Source organism: Pseudomonas sp. 01L34, assembly GCF_056400265.1.
The window spans coordinates 81,434-98,825 of the sequence record NZ_JBFTSX010000006.1; the positions used below are offsets into that span (position 1 = coordinate 81,434).

16 protein-coding genes are annotated in these 17,392 nt (G+C 60.1%); 13 read left to right on the plus strand and 3 right to left on the minus strand.

The window, feature by feature from the left end:
* Positions 1–26 precede the first annotated feature (26 nt).
* Entirely contained in the window at positions 27–545 is a 519-nt protein-coding gene (locus AC1DQM_RS19360; protein ID WP_477746704.1) for an Mpo1 family 2-hydroxy fatty acid dioxygenase, read from the minus strand.
* Positions 546–629: 84 nt separating this feature from the next.
* Here AC1DQM_RS19360 and AC1DQM_RS19365 point away from each other — a divergent pair, with 84 nt between their 5' ends.
* Together AC1DQM_RS19365 and AC1DQM_RS19370 are read left to right on the plus strand one after the other, a co-directional pair.
* Positions 630–1,316 carry a Crp/Fnr family transcriptional regulator gene (locus tag AC1DQM_RS19365; protein ID WP_477746705.1) on the plus strand — a complete coding sequence of 229 codons (687 nt, stop codon included), beginning with the start codon at positions 630–632 and terminating at the stop codon, positions 1,314–1,316.
* An 86-nt stretch (positions 1,317–1,402) separates the two neighbouring features.
* Positions 1,403–1,768, plus strand: a complete 366-nt coding sequence (locus tag AC1DQM_RS19370; protein WP_019581708.1) for a response regulator — start codon at positions 1,403–1,405, stop codon at positions 1,766–1,768.
* 71 nt (positions 1,769–1,839) lie between these two features.
* On the opposite strand, the gene AC1DQM_RS19375 is transcribed toward AC1DQM_RS19370, so the two are convergent.
* Positions 1,840–2,844, minus strand: a complete 1,005-nt coding sequence (locus AC1DQM_RS19375) for an AraC family transcriptional regulator (RefSeq protein ID WP_018929356.1) — start codon at positions 2,842–2,844, stop codon at positions 1,840–1,842.
* A gap of 100 nt (positions 2,845–2,944) precedes the next feature.
* Between AC1DQM_RS19375 and AC1DQM_RS19380 the strand changes: the two genes are divergently transcribed.
* The 8 genes from AC1DQM_RS19380 (at position 2,945) to AC1DQM_RS19415 (ending at position 10,629) form a co-directional block, all read left to right on the plus strand.
* Positions 2,945–4,018, plus strand: a complete 1,074-nt coding sequence (locus tag AC1DQM_RS19380; protein WP_477746706.1) for a fatty acid desaturase — start codon at positions 2,945–2,947, stop codon at positions 4,016–4,018.
* Positions 4,019–4,396: 378 nt separating this feature from the next.
* On the plus strand, positions 4,397–4,978 hold the full coding sequence (locus tag AC1DQM_RS19385) for an alpha/beta hydrolase (RefSeq protein ID WP_064615794.1): 582 nt from the start codon (positions 4,397–4,399) through the stop codon (positions 4,976–4,978).
* Between the two features lie 67 nt (positions 4,979–5,045).
* Positions 5,046–5,978 carry a sigma 54-interacting transcriptional regulator gene (locus tag AC1DQM_RS19390; RefSeq protein ID WP_086944178.1) on the plus strand — a complete coding sequence of 311 codons (933 nt, stop codon included), beginning with the start codon at positions 5,046–5,048 and terminating at the stop codon, positions 5,976–5,978.
* 263 nt (positions 5,979–6,241) lie between these two features.
* Positions 6,242–7,024 carry a MetQ/NlpA family ABC transporter substrate-binding protein gene (locus AC1DQM_RS19395; protein WP_007941045.1) on the plus strand — a complete coding sequence of 261 codons (783 nt, stop codon included), beginning with the start codon at positions 6,242–6,244 and terminating at the stop codon, positions 7,022–7,024.
* Positions 7,025–7,666: 642 nt separating this feature from the next.
* On the plus strand, positions 7,667–8,332 hold the full coding sequence (locus AC1DQM_RS19400; protein WP_018929351.1) for an amino acid ABC transporter permease: 666 nt from the start codon (positions 7,667–7,669) through the stop codon (positions 8,330–8,332).
* Positions 8,313–8,972, plus strand: coding sequence for an amino acid ABC transporter permease (locus AC1DQM_RS19405; protein ID WP_477746707.1), 660 nt, complete (start codon positions 8,313–8,315; stop codon positions 8,970–8,972). The genes AC1DQM_RS19400 and AC1DQM_RS19405 overlap by 20 nt, the downstream gene beginning before the upstream one ends.
* The gene (locus AC1DQM_RS19410) at positions 8,969–9,751 is read left to right on the plus strand and encodes an amino acid ABC transporter ATP-binding protein (protein ID WP_477746708.1); all 783 of its coding nucleotides are present in this window, start codon (positions 8,969–8,971) and stop codon (positions 9,749–9,751) included. Before AC1DQM_RS19405 ends, AC1DQM_RS19410 begins: the two co-directional genes overlap by 4 nt.
* The gene (locus AC1DQM_RS19415; protein ID WP_086944175.1) at positions 9,748–10,629 is read left to right on the plus strand and encodes a transporter substrate-binding domain-containing protein; all 882 of its coding nucleotides are present in this window, start codon (positions 9,748–9,750) and stop codon (positions 10,627–10,629) included. Before AC1DQM_RS19410 ends, AC1DQM_RS19415 begins: the two co-directional genes overlap by 4 nt.
* 76 nt (positions 10,630–10,705) lie before the next feature.
* On the opposite strand, the gene AC1DQM_RS19420 is transcribed toward AC1DQM_RS19415, so the two are convergent.
* The gene (locus AC1DQM_RS19420) at positions 10,706–11,866 is read right to left on the minus strand and encodes an AAA family ATPase (RefSeq protein WP_477746709.1); all 1,161 of its coding nucleotides are present in this window, start codon (positions 11,864–11,866) and stop codon (positions 10,706–10,708) included.
* A gap of 305 nt (positions 11,867–12,171) precedes the next feature.
* Here AC1DQM_RS19420 and AC1DQM_RS19425 point away from each other — a divergent pair, with 305 nt between their 5' ends.
* The 3 genes from AC1DQM_RS19425 to AC1DQM_RS19435 are packed head-to-tail and all read left to right on the plus strand — an operon-like array spanning position 12,172 to position 17,389.
* The gene (locus tag AC1DQM_RS19425; RefSeq protein ID WP_477746710.1) at positions 12,172–13,275 is read left to right on the plus strand and encodes an efflux RND transporter periplasmic adaptor subunit; all 1,104 of its coding nucleotides are present in this window, start codon (positions 12,172–12,174) and stop codon (positions 13,273–13,275) included.
* Positions 13,272–14,339 carry an efflux RND transporter periplasmic adaptor subunit gene (locus AC1DQM_RS19430; protein ID WP_064615807.1) on the plus strand — a complete coding sequence of 356 codons (1,068 nt, stop codon included), beginning with the start codon at positions 13,272–13,274 and terminating at the stop codon, positions 14,337–14,339. Before AC1DQM_RS19425 ends, AC1DQM_RS19430 begins: the two co-directional genes overlap by 4 nt.
* The gene (locus AC1DQM_RS19435) at positions 14,336–17,389 is read left to right on the plus strand and encodes an efflux RND transporter permease subunit (protein WP_138866621.1); all 3,054 of its coding nucleotides are present in this window, start codon (positions 14,336–14,338) and stop codon (positions 17,387–17,389) included. The genes AC1DQM_RS19430 and AC1DQM_RS19435 overlap by 4 nt, the downstream gene beginning before the upstream one ends.
* Positions 17,390–17,392 lie beyond the last annotated feature (3 nt).

Here is a 17,392-nt window from a genome sequence, read left to right on the forward strand (position 1 = left end):
GTATCAATCCGTTACCGCTCTTTTTCTCAGGCGGCGGAGCGTTGATTGCGCAAGGCCACTGGCCCGGCGCGTTCTTCGATGGCTCGTTTCAGCTCGGTCCGAAGCCCCAGTAGAAAGCCTGCTTCCACCACCACGAACAATGGCCCGACAATCAGTCCGGTCAGATCGTCGACAAACGCCGGTTTGCGCCCCTCGTAATGATGACCGACAAACTGTATCGCCCAGCCCACCACAAACATCCCGATGCCGGCGCCAAGCCAGACGAATGTGCTCTGCTGCGCAAGCATATGCCCCAGCCAGACCGACAGACCCAGCAATACCGTCATCAGCACCCCCAGCCGCAGTTCCAGGCGCAGGTAAAACCACGCCGACATCAGTGACACCAGCACTGCCGGTGACAGCCAGCCCCCGACCCATTGCGGACGCGACAGCAACACCGCGACCGCCACGACGATCAGGGGAATGCCCACGAAGTGGCTGGCGATATTGCGCGGATCACGGTGGTAGGCGGCGTATTGACTGAGATGGTCAACGAGGCTTTTCATTGTTATTCCTCCTGTAGGGTGATTGATGATGCCCCGGGTTCATCTCTCGCTCTGTCAGCCAGGCGACAATCTCCAGGAGTTTTCATGGACATGCAGGTTTGGCGTTCGCGCCTGATGACGGGGCAATGGTTCAGTCACTTGCCTGTTTCCTTACAGGATAGTCTGCTGGCAATCGCCAGGATCCGGCGGCTGTCACCGGGGCAGCGGCTGTTCAAACGCGGTGATCCCCCGTGCGGGTTGTATGCGGTGCTTGAAGGTTCGGTGCGCATTGGCGCGGTGAGCGAGCAGGGCAAGGAAGCGCTGCTAAGCCTGGTGGAACCGCCGCACTGGTTCGGCGAAATCTGCCTGTTCGATGGCCAGCCGCGAACCCATGATGCCTACGCCCTGGGCCAGTGCATTCTGTTGCACATCCCGCAAACAGCGCTGCTGGCATTGCTCGACGAACACCCGGTGTACTGGCGGCAACTGGCATTGCTGATGAGCCATAAACTGCGCCTGACCTTCATCAACCTCGAACAGCTGAGCCTGATGCCGGCCCCGGCGCGTCTGGCCCATCGCTTGCTGATGATCGCCGAGGGCTATGGTGAAATCGACCTGCCGCGCCGCGTTCTGCAATTGCCGCAAGAGCAATTGGCGTCGATGCTGTCGCTGTCGCGCCAGACCACCAACCAGATCCTCAAGGACTTGCAGGGGCAGGGGATTCTGAATCTCAGGTATGGCGAGATCGAGATTCTGGATGCGCAGCGGTTGCGGGCGTTGGCGGTGGTTTGATGTGCACTTGCAGGCGCTGTCGATTTTATTGATGGGCTTTGTCCACGAACGCGCCTAGCCTGTGAAGACGACAATCGAGGTGTGCCATGCGTGTGCTGTTAGTGGAAGACGAACCCGAGACCGCCAGCCTCCTGGCCAAAGGCCTGAGCGAAGCGAGTTATGCGGTGGATGTAGCGCTCAATGGCATGGACGGCCGACGCTTTATCGAATCTGGCGAATATGAATTGATCATCCTCGACGTGATGCTGCCGGGGCTCAACGGCTGGCAGTTGCTGCAGCAGATCCGCAAGCTCGGCGATACGCCGGTGCTATTGCTCACCACCACGGACGGCATCGAGGACCGGCTGCGCGGGTTGGAGCTGCATGAGGATGATTACCTGCTCAAGCCGTTTACCGTCAGCGAGCTGGTGAAGCGGGTGCGCAAGCTGTTGCGGCGAGATCGAGGGCGGTAGCAGTAGCGGTTTCAGTGGTGCTTGAGAAATTGCGATGGGGGCCGGAAATCTCAACACGCCTTGCGAATCTATTACCGCAATCCATCCCGAAACTGCCCCGGCGTCATTCCCGTCCAGCGCTTGAACGCGCGGCTGAAGCTGCTGGTGTCGGCGAATCCCAATAGATAACTGACCTCGCTCAACGAGCATTGCGGGTCGCGCAGGTGCAGCAGCGCCAGGTTTTCCCGACTTTCGTTGAGCAGCGCATCGAACCGACAACCTTCGTCCGCCAGGTGTCGTTGCAGGCTGCGCAAGCTCAAGTGCAGTGCTTCGGCGATGCGATCGGCCGACGGTTCGCCCTCAGGCAGTTGCTCTTCAATGGCGTCGCGAACCTTGCGCTCCCAGGTCAGGGGCTTGAGTTGCGCCAGGGTGCGTTTGAGCACGGTCTCGTTGTGTTCGGCCAGTTCCGGGTTGGCGTCGTCCAGGTGGCTGTCGAAATCCACCAGGGCGAATTCCAGTCGGTCTTCCTCGGCGGCGAAATACACCGGCGAACGGAACACTTTGTGCCATTGATGCGGGTCGGCAGGTTCCGGACGGCGCAGATAAACCGCCAGCGGCGCGTAGTCGCGGCCCAGCCGGTTACGGCAGGTGCGCACGTAAATCGCCGCGAATGCGTCGATGGCTTCGAAGGCTGGCGCGGGGTTGCCTTGGGGGATTTTCAGGCGGAAGCGATAGCGATCCTCGGCGCGGGTCAACTCCAGGTCCAGCGCATCGCTGACCACCTGGTGATAACGCACGATGCGCTCGAACACTTCCCGCAAGCTGCCGCTGGCCACCAACGCATACCCGAGCGCATGGAACGTGGTCGGGCTGACAAACCGCGACACCCGCAAGCCAATCGCCGGGTCGCCACTGACCTGCACCGCGATTTCCCACAGGCGTGTGGTGCCGGACAACGGGTAACGGGCGTTCGGGTCGTCCATCAACTGCGGATCGAGCCCCGCCTGTCGGCACAGGGCGGTGCTGTCGAGGCCCAGCGCATCGAGCTGCTTGCGCAGGGCGCGGGTCCAGCTGGCGAGGGAGGTCGGTTCAGTCATGTCGATTGGCGCGTCCGGTCAACAGGTTGGCGTTCACGGCTACCGCTGTGTGAAGCATCACAGGGCAGGATGCGAACATCAATAACCAGAGGATGGAAGCATGGACGGTACTTCTGCAAGTCCCCAGCGACTGAATGCAGCACAACGATCAGCGCATATTCGCCAGGTGGTATTGGCCAAGGGCGTCGAGTTGCGTCGGCGCTACCCGATTCTCAACCATCAGGACGCCTTGGGTGCGGGCATCCTGGCCTTCGCCCTGGCCGGGATGATCGGTTCGGCAGTGCTCTATATCAACGGATACATGGCCTGGTGGGCATGCCTGTTGGTCAACGCGTTCTTCGCCTCGTTGACCCATGAACTTGAGCATGACCTGATCCACAGCATGTATTTTCGCAAACAGCGGGTGCCGCATAACCTGATGATGGGCCTGGTGTGGCTGGCGCGGCCGAGCACCATCAATCCGTGGATCCGCCGCCATTTGCACCTCAACCACCACAAGGTGTCCGGCACTGAAGCCGACATGGAAGAGCGGGCGATCACCAACGGTGAGCGCTGGGGTTTTGCGCGGCTGTTGATGGTTGGCGACAACGTGATGTCGGCGTTTATCCGCATGCTGCGGGCCAAGACCTGGGCGCACAAGTTCAGCATCCTCAAGCGCTCCCTGAAAGTTTACGCACCGCTGGCGCTGATGCATTGGGGGGCGTGGTATGTGTTCCTCGGTTTTCACGCCGCCAACGGCATCGCGCATCTATCGGGGGCGCCCATCGTATGGTCGGCGACGACATTGGCGGTGATGCAAGTGATCGACATCGCTGTCGTGGTGATCATCGGTCCGAACGTGTTGCGCACGTTCTGCCTGCACTTTGTCAGCTCGAACATGCACTACTACGGTGACGTCGAGCCGGGGAATGTGATTCAGCAGACTCAGGTCTTGAACCCTTGGTGGCTGTGGCCGCTGCAGGCGTTCTGCTTCAACTTCGGCAGCAGCCACGGGATCCATCATTTTGTGGTGAAGGAGCCGTTTTACATCCGCCAGATGACGGTGCCGGTGGCGCATGAGGTGATGCGTGAGATGGGGGTTCGGTTCAATGATTTCGGGACGTTTGCACGGGCGAACCGATTTGCGCACAAGGCGACCACAGAACCCCGTCAAGTGCATGCCGCCCAGGTTTGAGCAAGGCACCCGGAAACTCAAAGGCGAAATACGCTCGTCATCAATTTGACCCAAAGGGACGCTACGTTGTGATGCAAGTAGCGAGGGGGCGGCGATTGCCGAAGATGATTCGTATATGCGATTTAGGCCTAACAAAGTAATTAAATATTCCTTTATTGGATAACCGATTTCGCCAATCATCGGCTTCAGGATTGTTGATCAGCGCAAACAGATTTTGAGTTTCCGGGGCCGTCTCCTTGGCAGGGTGCGGCCCCTTTTTTATTTCGGACAAACGCATATTCTATATTGGTCTTAATAAATAGCTTCTTATTCCTTAGCGAATATAACTCTCCTCCCTATACTCGATCAGGAACAGACACACGGCAGGAGAGCTCCCCCATGCGCAACGAATCAATTCGCTACCTGATTGTGCCGGGCTGGCAAGGATCGCCAGAAGATCATTGGCAAACCCACTGGCAGAACAGTCTGCCAAACAGCGCGCGGGTGGAGCAGGCCGACTGGCTGACGCCTCGTCGTGAAGACTGGGTCGCAGCGTTGGCCGAGGCGATTGCCGCCGACAGCACGCCTGTGATCCTGATCGCCCATAGCCTGGGTTGCATCACCGTTGCCCATTGGGCAGCCACCGCGCCGCTGCAATTCTTGCGTCAAGTGCGCGGCGCCTTGCTGGTCGCGCCGGCGGACGTCGAGCGCCCGGCCTGCGCGCCGGCCCTACGCAACTTTGCGCCGATCCCGACCCATTTATTGCCGTTCCCGAGCCAGGTCGTCAGCTCTGACAACGACGCCGCCGTGAGCGCGCCACGCGCGCTTGAACTGGCGCGTCAGTGGGGCGCCGAGGCGGGGATTTTATCGGGGGCCGGGCACATCAACGTGAAGTCCGGTCACCGGCGCTGGGAGCAGGGTTTTGCCTACCTTTATCGGTTGCAGAACCGCATGGAACAGCACGCCCTGCGTCGCGCTTGAATCCTTTCCTTTTTTTCTTTTTTTGAATCGGCCCCCGCCTCCCGGCGGTTTTGGGCGGGAGTCTGCCATGAGTTTGCATGAAATCTTCGGTCAGCCATTGCTGACCTTTCCCGATGCGGAGAAAAGCCCGCTGAGCATCCGCGCCAAGGCGCTGGTGTTTGTCGATCCGCGTTCCCGGCAATTGCGCCAAGAGCTGGAACAACTGGCGCCACGTTCGATCTCGGTGTTGATTCGCGGTGAAACCGGCAGCGGTAAAGAACTGCTGGCGCGGCACATCCATCGCGCCAGTGATCGTGGCGGGTTGTTCGTGTCCGTCAATTGCGGCGCGATCAGCCCGACTTACGCCGATGCTGAACTGTTCGGCTATGCCGCCGGCAGTTACAGCGGTTCGGCCAGCAGTCGTGCCGGCTGGTTCGGCTCGGCCAACGGCGGCACCTTGTACCTGGACGAGATCGGCGACCTGCCGCTGCCGATCCAGATCAAGTTGCTCGCAGCCCTGGAAAACCACGAAGTCACCCGCGTCGGTGCGCACCAGCCGAGCCCGGTGGACGTGCGTCTGGTGGCGGCCACCAGCATCGATCTGGCTCAGGCAGTGGCGGCCGGAAAATTCCATGAGCGGCTTTATCACTACCTCAGCGAGGGCCAGCTCGAACTGCCGGCCTTGCGTGAGCGGGTGGGCGATATTTTATCGCTGGCCGAATACTTCCTCGGCATCTACAGCCAGCGCCTCGACCTGCCGGTGCCACTGATCAGCGAAGCGGCGCAGCATCTGCTGGAGCAACACAGTTGGCCGGGCAACACCCGAGAGCTGGAGAACGTCATTCACTTTGCGCTGCTGGTGAGTACTGGCGATGAGATTTTGCCGGAGCATTTGAATCTGCCCGAGGCGCCTGCATCGTTGCTACAGATCGAGCAGCAACTGAAAAAAATCCTCGGCAGCGGCTCCGCCGCCGAAAAAGAGGCCTTGAAAGACCTGCTCAAAGCGACGGGGCTTCTGTAGGAGCGAAGCTTGCTCGCGACAGCGGTGTGCCAGGCAATATTGATGTCGGCTGACACTCCCTCTTCGCGGGCAAGCCTCGCTCCTACAGGGTCGTTCGTGGATTGGGCTGTATGAACAAAATGGAATATGAAAGTGAATAAAAGATATTGTTCGGGAATAAAAAATCCCGGTATCGTCCGCGTCACGCCAGCGATAGCACTTCACTGGCACCTAAACATTTAGCCGTCGTCGATGACGACCGTGATTTTCGATAAGGACACTGCATGAAAAAGGTTCTGTTGTTCACCGCATTGGCGGCTGCCCTGACCGCGGGTCTGGCCCAGGCTGGCGAGAAACTGGTGGTTGCGGCGACGCCGATTCCACATGCCGAGATTCTTGAACTGATCAAGCCTACCCTCGCCAAAGAAGGCGTGGACCTGGAAATCAAAGTCTTCACCGACTACGTTCAGCCGAACGTGCAGGTCGATCAGAAGCGTCTGGACGCCAACTACTTCCAGACCCTGCCGTACCTGAAAAGCTTCAACGAAGGCAAAGGCACGAACCTGGTGACTGTGATCGGCGTGCACGTCGAACCGTTCGGCGGCTACTCGAAGAAAGTCAAAACCCTGGCTGAGCTGAAGGACGGCGCAACCATCGCCATCCCGAACGAAGGCAGCAACAGCGGCCGTGCCCTGATCCTGCTGCAGAAGGCTGGCCTGATCGAGTTGAAAGACCCGAAAAACGCTTTGGCCACCCCGAAAGACATCGCCAAGAACCCGCACAATTTCAAGTTCAAGGAACTGGAATCGGCCATGCTGCCGCGTGTTCTGGACCAGGTCGATCTGGACATGATCAACACCAACTACGCGCTGGACGCGGGCCTGAACCCGGCTAAAGACGCGCTGGTGATCGAAGGTGCCGATTCGCCTTACGTGAACTTCCTGGTGGCACGTCCGGACAACAAGGACAGCGTTGCCATCCAGAAACTGGCCAAGGCCCTGACCAGCCCGGAAGTGAAGGCGTTCATCGACAAGAAATACAGCGGCGCGGTACTGCCGGCGTTCTGATTCACCGCCGTCTCGAACCCTTCAAGGTTTCAAACGCCGACGGCTACTACAGCGTCGGCGTTTTTTATTGGGGTGTGTTTCACCTGTGGTGAGGGGGCTTGTCGGAACGCCGCTTCGCCCCGTTCGGCTGCGCAGCAGTCGCCGATCAGTCCATGAGGTGTGTCAGAGGGAATCGGAATGCAGGTTTTAGGGCCGCTTCGCAGCCCAACGGGGGCAAGCCCCCTCGCCACAGCAAGTCCCCAGCCACAGGGAACCTGCTCTCGGTCTAGGCCTCTCTGGCCTTCAACGCCCTGCGCAGCGCCACCAGCAATTTCACGATGTCCTGCGGATCCAGCCGCGGCGGCACTTTTACGTCAGCCATGTTCTCTTCCTTGTGATGGTTCGGCCGGGGGAGTCTGGCCAAAAGCTGCACGTCCTTGGAGGGGCATTTTGAAAAAAAGATCCCTCCTACAGCGCAAAGGAAAATAACCGTCCCCCGCTGCCGTCGCAAATCCGCAGAATAGTTTTTTGCGTGATATCAATATGCTTTAACGGTATTTAAATTCCTCTTTTTATACCTATAAAGTTGGCGCCTGCCGGGTGGTTATCCACTGCCCATGGACTGCGCCATCGTCGCTTACCGAGCGGCGTACAGGATGTTCAATGACCTTCGATTACGCATTTATCCTCAGCACCCTGCCGGCGTTTCTCAAAGCCGTTGGCGTGACGCTGCAGGTCGGCTTCATCGCCATCGGCACTTCATTGCTGGTGGCGCTGGTCAACGCGACGATTCTGGTGTTTCGCACGCCTTACCTGCAGCGCCTGGTCGGGCTGTATGTGGAGTTGGCGCGTAACACGCCATTGCTGATCCAGTTGTTCTTCGTCTACTTCGCCTTGCCGGCCCTGGGCATCAAAGTCTCGGGCTTCGCCGCAGCGATCATCACCATGACCTTTCTCGGCGGAGCCTACCTCACCGAAGTCCTGCGTGCCGGCGTGGATGCGGTGCCCCAGGCGCAACTTGAGTCCGGTCGTTCAATTGGCTTGTCCCACGGGCAATTGCTGCGCTATGTGATCTTGCCGCAGGCCGGCATCCTCAGCCTGCCGTCGCTGTTCGCCAATTTCATATTCCTGCTCAAGGAAACCACGGTGGTCTCGGCGGTGGCGGTGCCGGAGATTCTCTACACCACCAAGAGCTACATCGCGCTCTATTACAAAACCTACGAAATGCTCGCCGTGCTGACGTTGATCTGCGTGCTGTTGTTTTTGCCGTTGTCGCTGCTGCTCAGCCGTCTGGAAAGGAGGCTCCAGCATGGCCAGTTCGGGTCTTGAGTTGCTCATGGTGTCGTTGCCGCAATTGGGCAAGGGCGCTGCACAAACCTTGTCGATTTCTTTCCTGAGCATCGTCTTCAGCACCGTCGGCGGGGTGCTCTACGGCGTGTTGCGCACACTGAATTCGACATGGCTCAACGCAATGCTGCGGGTTTATCTGGAACTGTTCCGGGCGATCCCTGTGCTGGTCTGGTTATATTTGTTGTTCTTCGGCCTGCCGATTTTTTTCGGCCTGAGCATTCCGAGCTTCTGGTGCGCGGTGCTGGTGCTGTCGCTGTGGGGCGCCAGCGAAGTCGGGGAAGTGGTGCGCGGCGCCTTGCATTCGTTACCGCGCGGCCAGCGAGAAGCGGGATTGTCGATTGGCTTGAACGGCCCGCAACTCTACGGCTACGTACTGCTGCCCCAGGCGCTGAAACGCATGACGCCGCCGACCATCAACGTCTACACGCGGATCATCAAGACCAGCTCCCTGGCGGTGCTGATCGGCGTGGTGGACGTGATCAAGGTCGGCCAGCAGATCATCGAGCGCACCTACGAATCGGTACTGATCTACGGCGCGCTGTTTCTGTTTTTCTTTTTCATTTGCTACCCGCTGTCAGCCGCTTCCCGCGTGCTGGAGCGGCGCTGGACGCAAGCATGAGCGCATTGATCGAGTTCAAGGGTTTCAACAAGTTTTTCGGCGAGCAGCAGGTGCTCAACGGCATTGACCTGAAGGTGAGAACGGGCGAGGTGATCGTCATCCTCGGCCCCAGCGGCTGTGGCAAAAGCACCTTGCTGCGCTGCCTCAACGGCCTGGAAGTCGCTCACAGCGGCAGCTTGAATTTTGCCGGGCGTGAATTGCTGGACAAGGGCACCGACTGGCGCGAAGTGCGTCAGCAGATCGGCATGGTATTCCAGAGTTATCACCTGTTCCCGCACATGAGTGTGCTCGATAACGTGCTGCTTGGCCCGGTGAAAGTGCAGAAGCGCGACCGCCGCGAAGCCCGTGCCCAGGCCGAAGCCTTGCTGGAGCGCGTAGGCCTGTTGGACAAGCGCGACGCGTTTCCGCGTCAGCTCTCCGGTGGTCAGCAGCAACGCATTGCCATCGTCCGTTCGCTGTGCATGAACCCCCAAGTCATGCTCTTTGATGAAGTCACCGCCGCCCTCGACCCGGAGATGGTCAAGGAGGTACTCGAAGTGATTCAGGGCCTGGCCCGCGAGGGCATGACCTTATTGATTGTCACCCACGAAATGGCCTTCGCCCGCGCCGTGGCCGACCGCATCGTGTTCATGGACGCCGGGTGCATCCTTGAGCAACACCCCCCCGAGATTTTCTTTACGAACCCGCAAACCGCACGAGCGCAGCAGTTCCTGGAGAAGTTCTCCTTCGTCGCCGCACTACCCAAAACGACTCAAATAAAGGAATTGGAACTGCCATGAAAACTGCCAAGTCTTCTCTGCTGCTACTCCCGCTGTTCGGCCTGGCGCTGCTGGCCGGTTGCAACAAAACCGAAGAGCCGGCCAAGCCGAAAGTCGCCAGCGTCAGCAGCGCACCGGCCGGTTACCTGGAAAAGATCAAAGCCCGGGACAAGCTGATTGTCGGCGTGTTCACCGACAAACCGCCGTTCGGTTTTGTCGATGAAGCCGGGCGCTACGTGGGGTTCGATACCGACATTGGCCGCCAATTCGCCAAGGATCTGTTGGGCGATGAAAACAAAGTCGAGTTCGTGGCGGTGGAGCCGGCGAGCCGGATTCCATTCCTGCAAAGCGACAAGGTCGACCTGATCCTGGCCAACATGACCGTTACCCCGGAGCGCAAGGAAGCGGTGGACTTCACCAACCCGAACCTCAAGGTGGCGGTGCAGGCGCTGGTGCCGCAGGCCAGTTCAGTGAAGAACCTTGATGACCTGGCAACCCGCACGACTATCGTGACCACGGGCACCACAGCCGATGTCTGGCTGACCAAAAATCACCCGGACTGGAAACTGCTGAAGTTCGAGAAAAACTCCGAGTCCCTGCAAGCCCTGGCCAATGGTCGCGGCGACGCTTATGCGCAGGACAATCTGGTGCTGTTCAGCTGGGCCAAACAAAACCCGGGCTACCGTGTACTGGAGCAGAAGTTGGGCGCCGAAGCACCGATCGCCCCGGCGGTAAAGAAGGGCAACATCGAACTGCGTGATTGGGTGAATGCGGAGTTGGCGAAGCTGGGTGAGGATAAATTTTTGCTCAAGCTATACGATCAGTATGTGCGCAAAGAGCTGAGCGACGACACCAGGCCTGAGAGCGTGATTGTCGAGGGTGGGAAGTGGCAGGGGTGATTGGCTTCAGATGATCGTTCCCACCTGTGGCGAGGGAGCAAGCTCCCTCGCCACAGGTGGAAACGATCAGTGTGTCTCAGTCAGGCCAATACCACACCGGCTCATCCAGCATCCGCTGCCCGACCATCCCGGTCTGGCCGAAATCTTTCTCCAGCACAATGCAATTGCATTCCGGGTCTTGCTGCAATGCCGAGATCAAGCGCCGCGCATGGGACACCACCCACACCTGGCACTGTTCGGACGCTCGAATAATCAACCGCGCCAACGCCGGCAACAAGTCCGGATGCAGACTGGTTTCCGGCTCATTCAGTACCATCAGCGTCGGCGGCCGGGGTGTCAGCAATGCCGCGACCAGCAACAGATAGCGCAACGTCCCGTCCGACAATTCGGCGGCGGACAGTGGCCGCAACAACCCTTCCTGATAAAACTCGATTGCAAATCGGCCACCTTGCAGCAATGCGATGTTCAGCGTCGCGCCGGGGAACGCATCGCTGATCGCCGCCTGCAAGGCTTCGGGATCGCCGATTTCGCGGATGGTCTGTAATGCCGCCGCGAGGTCGCGACCGTCGTGGTGCAACACCGGCGTGCGAGTGCCCAGTTGTGGTTGTCGCGCCGGAGCTTCGGCATCGCTGCGAAAGTGATCGTAGAAGCGCCAACGGCGGATGAATTCACGCAGCTGCAAGACTTCCGGCGAGGTACGCAAGCTACCAACCTGATCGAACAGGCTGTCGAAATTCGGCGTGCGCTGGGCCAGCACCTCCCAGTCGCTGCCGACCCGTGTGCGAATCATCGGGCCGTCGCGATCCACCAGCAGGCTGGCCGGGCGATAGAACGGCCCGGACCAGATGCATTCCCTTTTGATTTCCGGGTCCAGAGAAAACGCGGAAAGACTCGGTTCCGCAAGGCCCAGCGCGATCGAGTAGCTGAAGTCTTCGCCGGCAAACCCCAGGCGCAGGCGCTTGACGCCGTGTCGCATGGTTGCCTGGACCGGGATTTCACCAGTGCGCATGCGCTGGGTGATGGTTTCCGGCCCGGCCCAGAAGGTCGAATCCAGCCCACCCTCGCGTGCCAAGCCATTGACCACTCCACCCTGAGCAGTTTCCGCCAGCAGGCGCAAGGCGCGGTAGAGATTGGATTTACCGCTGCCGTTGGGGCCGGTGATCAGGTTCAGCCGTTCGAGCGGAATCACCAATTTATTGATCGAGCGGTAGTTGGCCACCGCGAGGGTTTTGAGCATGGGGAGCTTCCTGCTGCAGGGTCAGCCATTCTGCCTTATTGTCAGCAATACGGTGATCCCTGTGGCGAGGGGGCTTGCCCCCGTTGGGTTGCGAAGCAGCCCTTAAACCAGTCACCGCGTTTCTTTCAGGATCACTGCGTTAGCCGGCTTACGACTGCTGCGCAGTCGAACGGGGGCAAGCCCCCTCGCCACAGTCAAGCCCCTCAGCCACAGGGAATGCAGCAAACCCGTGCACCTGTTGAACCCTGTTCTAAGCTCACAGTCGTATCGTCACTGGCACGTACGTACAACGCAAAGGAGTCTGCATGGCGGGTCCCGGATTGAAATTAATGGTTGGCCTGAGCCTCTTCGCCTTGCTGACCGCCTGTGGCGAAAAAAAGCCCGTCGAGAAGGACCGTCCGCGAGTCTTCGTGCAAGAGGTCAAGCCAACCGATTACGCCGCTGCGGTGACACTCACCGGTGATGTTCAGGCCCGAGTCCAGACCGAGTTGTCGTTCCGCGTGGGTGGCAAGATCATCCAGCGCATGGTCGACGTCGGTGATCGGGTTTCAGCCAAACAAGTGCTGGCCAGGCTCGACCCCAAAGACCTGCAAACCAATGTCGATTCGGCCCAGGCCCAGGTGGTTGCCGAACAGGCGCGGGTCAAACAGACAGCGGCAGCCTTCGTTCGTCAGCAAAAACTCCTGCCCAAGGGCTACACCAGCCAGAGCGAATACGACTCTGCCCAAGCGGCCTTGCTCAGCAGCCAGAGCGCATTGACTGCTGCTCAAGCGCAATTAGCCAACGCCCGTGATCAACTGAGCTACACGGCGTTGATTGCCGACGCACCCGGCGTGATTACCGCGCGGCAGGCCGAAGTCGGCCAGGTGGTGCAGGCCACGGTGCCGATTTTCAGCCTGGCCCGGGATGGCGAGCGTGACGCGGTGTTCAATGTTTACGAATCGCTACTGACCGAACCGCCGTCAGACCGATCGATTGTGGTCAGCCTGCTCGACAATCCGAAGGTCAAGACCACGGGCACCGTTAGGGAGGTCACGCCAGCGGTGTCCGCGCAGACCGGTACGGTGCAAGTCAAAGTCAGCCTCGACGGTCTCCCTGAAGGCATGCAGCTCGGCTCGGTGGTGAGCGCCACGGCCAAGCCAGTGGGTAAAACCGCAGTGGAACTGCCCTGGGCGGCCCTGACCAAAAACCTCAGCGACCCGGCCGTGTGGCTGGTGGACGCCGAGGGCAAGGCGCAGTTGCACACGGTCACCGTTGGCCGTTACCTGACCGGCAAAGTCATTGTCAGCGCCGGCCTCACCGGTGGCGAAAAAGTCGTCACCGCGGGCGGCCAGTTGCTGCACCCGGGCGTACGGGTGGAGGTCGTCGAAAATACCGATCAGACCCCAACCACAGGAGCCCAACCATGAAGCACCTGTTGCTGTTGTCCGCCGCTGTACTGCTGGTCGCCTGTTCCAAGGAAGAAGCGCCGCCAGAACCGGTGCGGCCGGTGTTGTCTGTGGAAGTGAAAGCGCTCCATCAAGAGGATCTCGGCCGGTTCGCCGGCAGCATTCAGGCCCGTTACGAAAGCAATGTCGGTTTCCGGGTGCCGGGGCGTATCGCCAGCCGCAATGTCGATGTCGGCGCCGAAGTCCAGAAAGGCGCCTTGCTCGCCACCCTCGACCCCACCGATCAGCAGAACCAGTTGCGCTCGGCCCAGGGTGACCTGGCGCGTGTTCAGGCGCAGCTCATCAATGCCCAGGCCAACGCCCGGCGTCAGCAGGAGTTGTTCAATCGCGGGGTCGGTGCCCAGGCACAACTGGACATCGCCCAGACCGAACTGAAAACCACCCAGGCGTCCCTCGATCAAGCCAGGGCCGCCGTCAACCAGGCGCAGGACCAACTCAACTACGTCGAGCTGCGCACCGATCACAAAGCCATTGTCACCGCGTGGAATGCCGAAGCCGGGCAAGTGGTGACCGCCGGCCAGCAAGTGGTGACCCTGGCGCAGCCGGACATCAAGGAAGCGGTGATCGACTTGCCCGACACCCTGGTCGATGATTTGCCGGCCGACGTGGTGTTCCAGGTCGCCTCGCAGCTGGACCCGAGCATCACCAGCACCGCCATCGTGCGTGAAATCGAACCCCAGGCCCAAAGCGCGACCCGTACCCGTCGCGCCCGCCTGAGCCTGACCGATACGCCGCCGGGTTTTCATCTCGGCACGGCGATCAGCGTGACCCTCAGCTCTGAAATCAAACCACGCCTCGAACTGCCGGCGAGCGCATTGCAGGAGGTCGATGGGAAAACACGGATCTGGGTCGTCGATCCACAGACGCAAACCGTTGCCCCAAGGGAGGTCAGCCTAGTCAGCCGGACCGACGACACGGTAGTCGTGGCCAACGGAGTGAAGTCCGGCGAGCGGGTGGTCAGTGCCGGTGTGAATAGCCTCAAACCGGGGCAGAAAGTGAGAATTGACGAGGGCAGCCCGCAATGAAAGGGAGTTTCAACTTATCCGAGTGGGCCCTCAAGCATCAGTCGTTTGTCTGGTATTTGATGTTCGTCGCGCTGTTGATGGGCGTGTTCTCCTACCTGAACCTGGGCCGCGAAGAAGACCCGTCGTTCACCATCAAAACCATGGTGATCCAGACCCGTTGGCCCGGCGCGACCCAGGAAGAAACCCTCAAGCAGGTCACTGACCGGATCGAGAAAAAACTCGAAGAACTCGACTCGCTCGATTACGTGAAAAGCTACACCCGCCCCGGTGAATCGACGGTCTTCGTTAATCTGCTCGACACCACCAGCGCCAAGGACATTCCGCAAATCTGGTATCAGGTGCGCAAGAAGATCAACGACATCCGCGGCGACTTCCCGCAAGGCCTGCAAGGGCCGGGCTTCAACGATGAGTTCGGTGACGTGTTCGGTTCGGTGTATGCCTTTACCTCTGACGGCCTGTCGATGCGCCAGCTACGCGATTACGTGGAACAGGTGCGTGCCGAAATCCGTGAAGTGCCAGGGTTGGGCAAGGTCGAAATGATCGGCGAGCAGGATGAAGTGCTGTACCTGAACTTCTCCACCCGCAAACTCGCCGCCCTCGGCATCGATCAGCGCCAGGTGGTGCAGAGCCTGCAATCACAGAATGCCGTGACCCCGGCGGGAGTGATCGAGGCCGGCCCGGAGCGGATTTCGGTGCGGACCTCGGGGCAGTTTGCCTCTGAGAAAGACCTGGCCAACGTCAACCTGAAGCTCAACGACCGCTTCTACCGCCTGGCCGACATCGCCGACATCAGCCGTGGCTATGTCGATCCTGCCACCCCGGAGTTTCGTTTCAACGGCCAGCCGGCCATCGGCCTGGCAATCGCCATGAAGAAGGGCGGCAACATTCAGGCATTTGGCAAGGCGCTGCATCTGCGCATGAACGAGCTGACGGCCGACCTGCCGGTGGGCGTTGGTGTGCACAACGTTTCCGATCAGGCCGAAGTGGTGGAAGAAGCGGTCGGCGGTTTCACCAGTGCATTGTTCGAGGCCGTGGTGATCGTGCTGATCGTCAGCTTCGTCAGCCTTGGCGTGCGCGCCGGGCTGGTGGTGGCGTGTTCGATTCCGTTGGTGCTGGCGATGGTCTTCCTCTTCATGGAATACAGTGGCATCACCATGCAGCGGATTTCCCTCGGAGCGCTGATCATCGCCCTCGGCCTGCTGGTGGACGACGCGATGATCACGGTGGAGATGATGGTCACGCGCCTGGAAATGGGCGAAACCAAAGAACAGGCGGCGACCTTCGCCTACACCTCGACGGCGTTCCCGATGCTCACCGGCACGCTGGTTACCGTCGCCGGTTTCGTGCCGATCGGCTTGAACGCGAGCTCCGCCGGTGAGTACACCTTCACGCTGTTCGCGGTGATCGCGGTGGCCATGCTGGTGTCATGGATCGTCGCCGTGCTGTTCGCCCCGGTACTCGGTGTGCATATTCTGAGCAGCAATGTGAAACCTCACGACGCAGAGCCAGGGCGCATCGGTCGGGCGTTCAATGGCGGCCTGCTGTGGGCCATGCGCAATCGCTGGTGGGCCATCGGTATCACCGTGGCGCTGTTCGTGCTCTCGGTGTTTTCCATGCAGTTCGTGCAGAACCAGTTCTTCCCGTCCTCGGACCGCCCGGAAATCCTCGTCGACCTGAACCTGCCGCAAAACGCCTCGATCGCCGAAACCCGCAAAGCCGTGGACAAGCTCGAAGCGACGCTCAAGGGCGACCCGGACATCGTGCGCTGGAGCACCTACATCGGCGAGGGTGCGATCCGTTTCTACCTGCCTCTCGACCAGCAATTGCAGAACCCGTACTACGCGCAACTAGTGATCGTCAGCAAAGGCCTGGAGTCACGCACGGCGCTGACTGCTCGTTTGCAAAAGCGCTTGCGTGAAGAGTTCGTCGGCATCGGCAGTTACGTCCAGGCCCTGGAAATGGGCCCGCCGGTGGGGCGTCCGATTCAATACAGGGTCAGCGGTAAAGACATCGATCAAGTGCGCAAACACGCGATCGCCCTGGCCACTGAATTGGATAAAAACCCGCACATCGGCGAGATCATTTACGACTGGAACGAGCCGGGCAAAGTGCTGCGCATTGACATCGCGCAAGACAAGGCGCGGCAACTGGGGCTGTCGTCGGAAGACGTGGCGAACCTGATGAACAGCATCGTCGTCGGCTCGCCGGTGACGCAGGTCGATGACGACATCTACCTGATCGACGTGGTCGGCCGCGCTGAAGATGCCGAGCGCGGCAGCCCGGAAACCTTGCAGAACTTGCAGATCGTCACCCCCGGCGGCACTTCGATACCGCTGCTGGCGTTTGCCACGGTGCGCTACGAACTGGAGCAACCGCTGGTATGGCGTCGTGACCGCAAACCGACCATCACCATCAAGGCTGCGGTGCGCGACGAGATTCAGCCGACCGACCTGGTGAAGCAGTTGCAACCGGACATCGACAAGTTCGCCGCCGGTTTGCCGGTGGGCTACAAAGTCGCCACTGGCGGCACGGTGGAGGAAAGCGGCAAGGCCCAGGGACCGATTGCCAAGGTCGTGCCGTTGATGCTGTTTTTGATGGCGACCTTCCTGATGATCCAGTTGCACAGCGTGCAGAAACTGTTCCTGGTGGCCAGCGTCGCGCCGCTCGGCTTGATCGGCGTGGTGCTGGCGCTGATCCCGACGGGCACGCCCATGGGCTTCGTGGCGATCCTCGGGATTCTGGCGCTGATCGGCATCATCATCCGCAACTCGGTGATTCTGGTGACCCAAATCGATTCTTTCGAGAAGAGCGGTTATACGCCGTGGGACGCGGTGGTGCAGGCCACGGAACATCGGCGTCGGCCGATTTTGTTGACGGCAGCGGCGGCGAGCATGGGGATGATCCCGATTGCCCGGGAAGTGTTCTGGGGGCCGATGGCCTACGCGATGATTGGCGGGATCATCATCGCGACGTTGCTGACGCTGCTGTTTTTACCGGCGCTGTATGTGGCCTGGTACAAGGTACGCGAGCCCAAGAAACAAGCGCCGTAACGA

Coding starts and splice junctions, on each gene's coding strand:
- AC1DQM_RS19400 (WP_018929351.1), top strand. CDS start 7,667: ATGACCTTCGATTACGCATTTATCCTCAGCACCCTGCCGGCGTTTCTC.
- AC1DQM_RS19425 (WP_477746710.1), top strand. CDS start 12,172: ATGGCGGGTCCCGGATTGAAATTAATGGTTGGCCTGAGCCTCTTCGCC.
- AC1DQM_RS19415 (WP_086944175.1), top strand. CDS start 9,748: ATGAAAACTGCCAAGTCTTCTCTGCTGCTACTCCCGCTGTTCGGCCTG.
- AC1DQM_RS19420 (WP_477746709.1), bottom strand. CDS start 11,866: ATGCTCAAAACCCTCGCGGTGGCCAACTACCGCTCGATCAATAAATTG.
- AC1DQM_RS19430 (WP_064615807.1), top strand. CDS start 13,272: ATGAAGCACCTGTTGCTGTTGTCCGCCGCTGTACTGCTGGTCGCCTGT.
- AC1DQM_RS19360 (WP_477746704.1), bottom strand. CDS start 545: ATGAAAAGCCTCGTTGACCATCTCAGTCAATACGCCGCCTACCACCGT.
- AC1DQM_RS19380 (WP_477746706.1), top strand. CDS start 2,945: ATGGACGGTACTTCTGCAAGTCCCCAGCGACTGAATGCAGCACAACGA.
- AC1DQM_RS19410 (WP_477746708.1), top strand. CDS start 8,969: ATGAGCGCATTGATCGAGTTCAAGGGTTTCAACAAGTTTTTCGGCGAG.
- AC1DQM_RS19435 (WP_138866621.1), top strand. CDS start 14,336: ATGAAAGGGAGTTTCAACTTATCCGAGTGGGCCCTCAAGCATCAGTCG.
- AC1DQM_RS19375 (WP_018929356.1), bottom strand. CDS start 2,844: ATGACTGAACCGACCTCCCTCGCCAGCTGGACCCGCGCCCTGCGCAAG.
- AC1DQM_RS19370 (WP_019581708.1), top strand. CDS start 1,403: ATGCGTGTGCTGTTAGTGGAAGACGAACCCGAGACCGCCAGCCTCCTG.
- AC1DQM_RS19365 (WP_477746705.1), top strand. CDS start 630: ATGGACATGCAGGTTTGGCGTTCGCGCCTGATGACGGGGCAATGGTTC.
- AC1DQM_RS19405 (WP_477746707.1), top strand. CDS start 8,313: ATGGCCAGTTCGGGTCTTGAGTTGCTCATGGTGTCGTTGCCGCAATTG.
- AC1DQM_RS19385 (WP_064615794.1), top strand. CDS start 4,397: ATGCGCAACGAATCAATTCGCTACCTGATTGTGCCGGGCTGGCAAGGA.
- AC1DQM_RS19390 (WP_086944178.1), top strand. CDS start 5,046: ATGAGTTTGCATGAAATCTTCGGTCAGCCATTGCTGACCTTTCCCGAT.
- AC1DQM_RS19395 (WP_007941045.1), top strand. CDS start 6,242: ATGAAAAAGGTTCTGTTGTTCACCGCATTGGCGGCTGCCCTGACCGCG.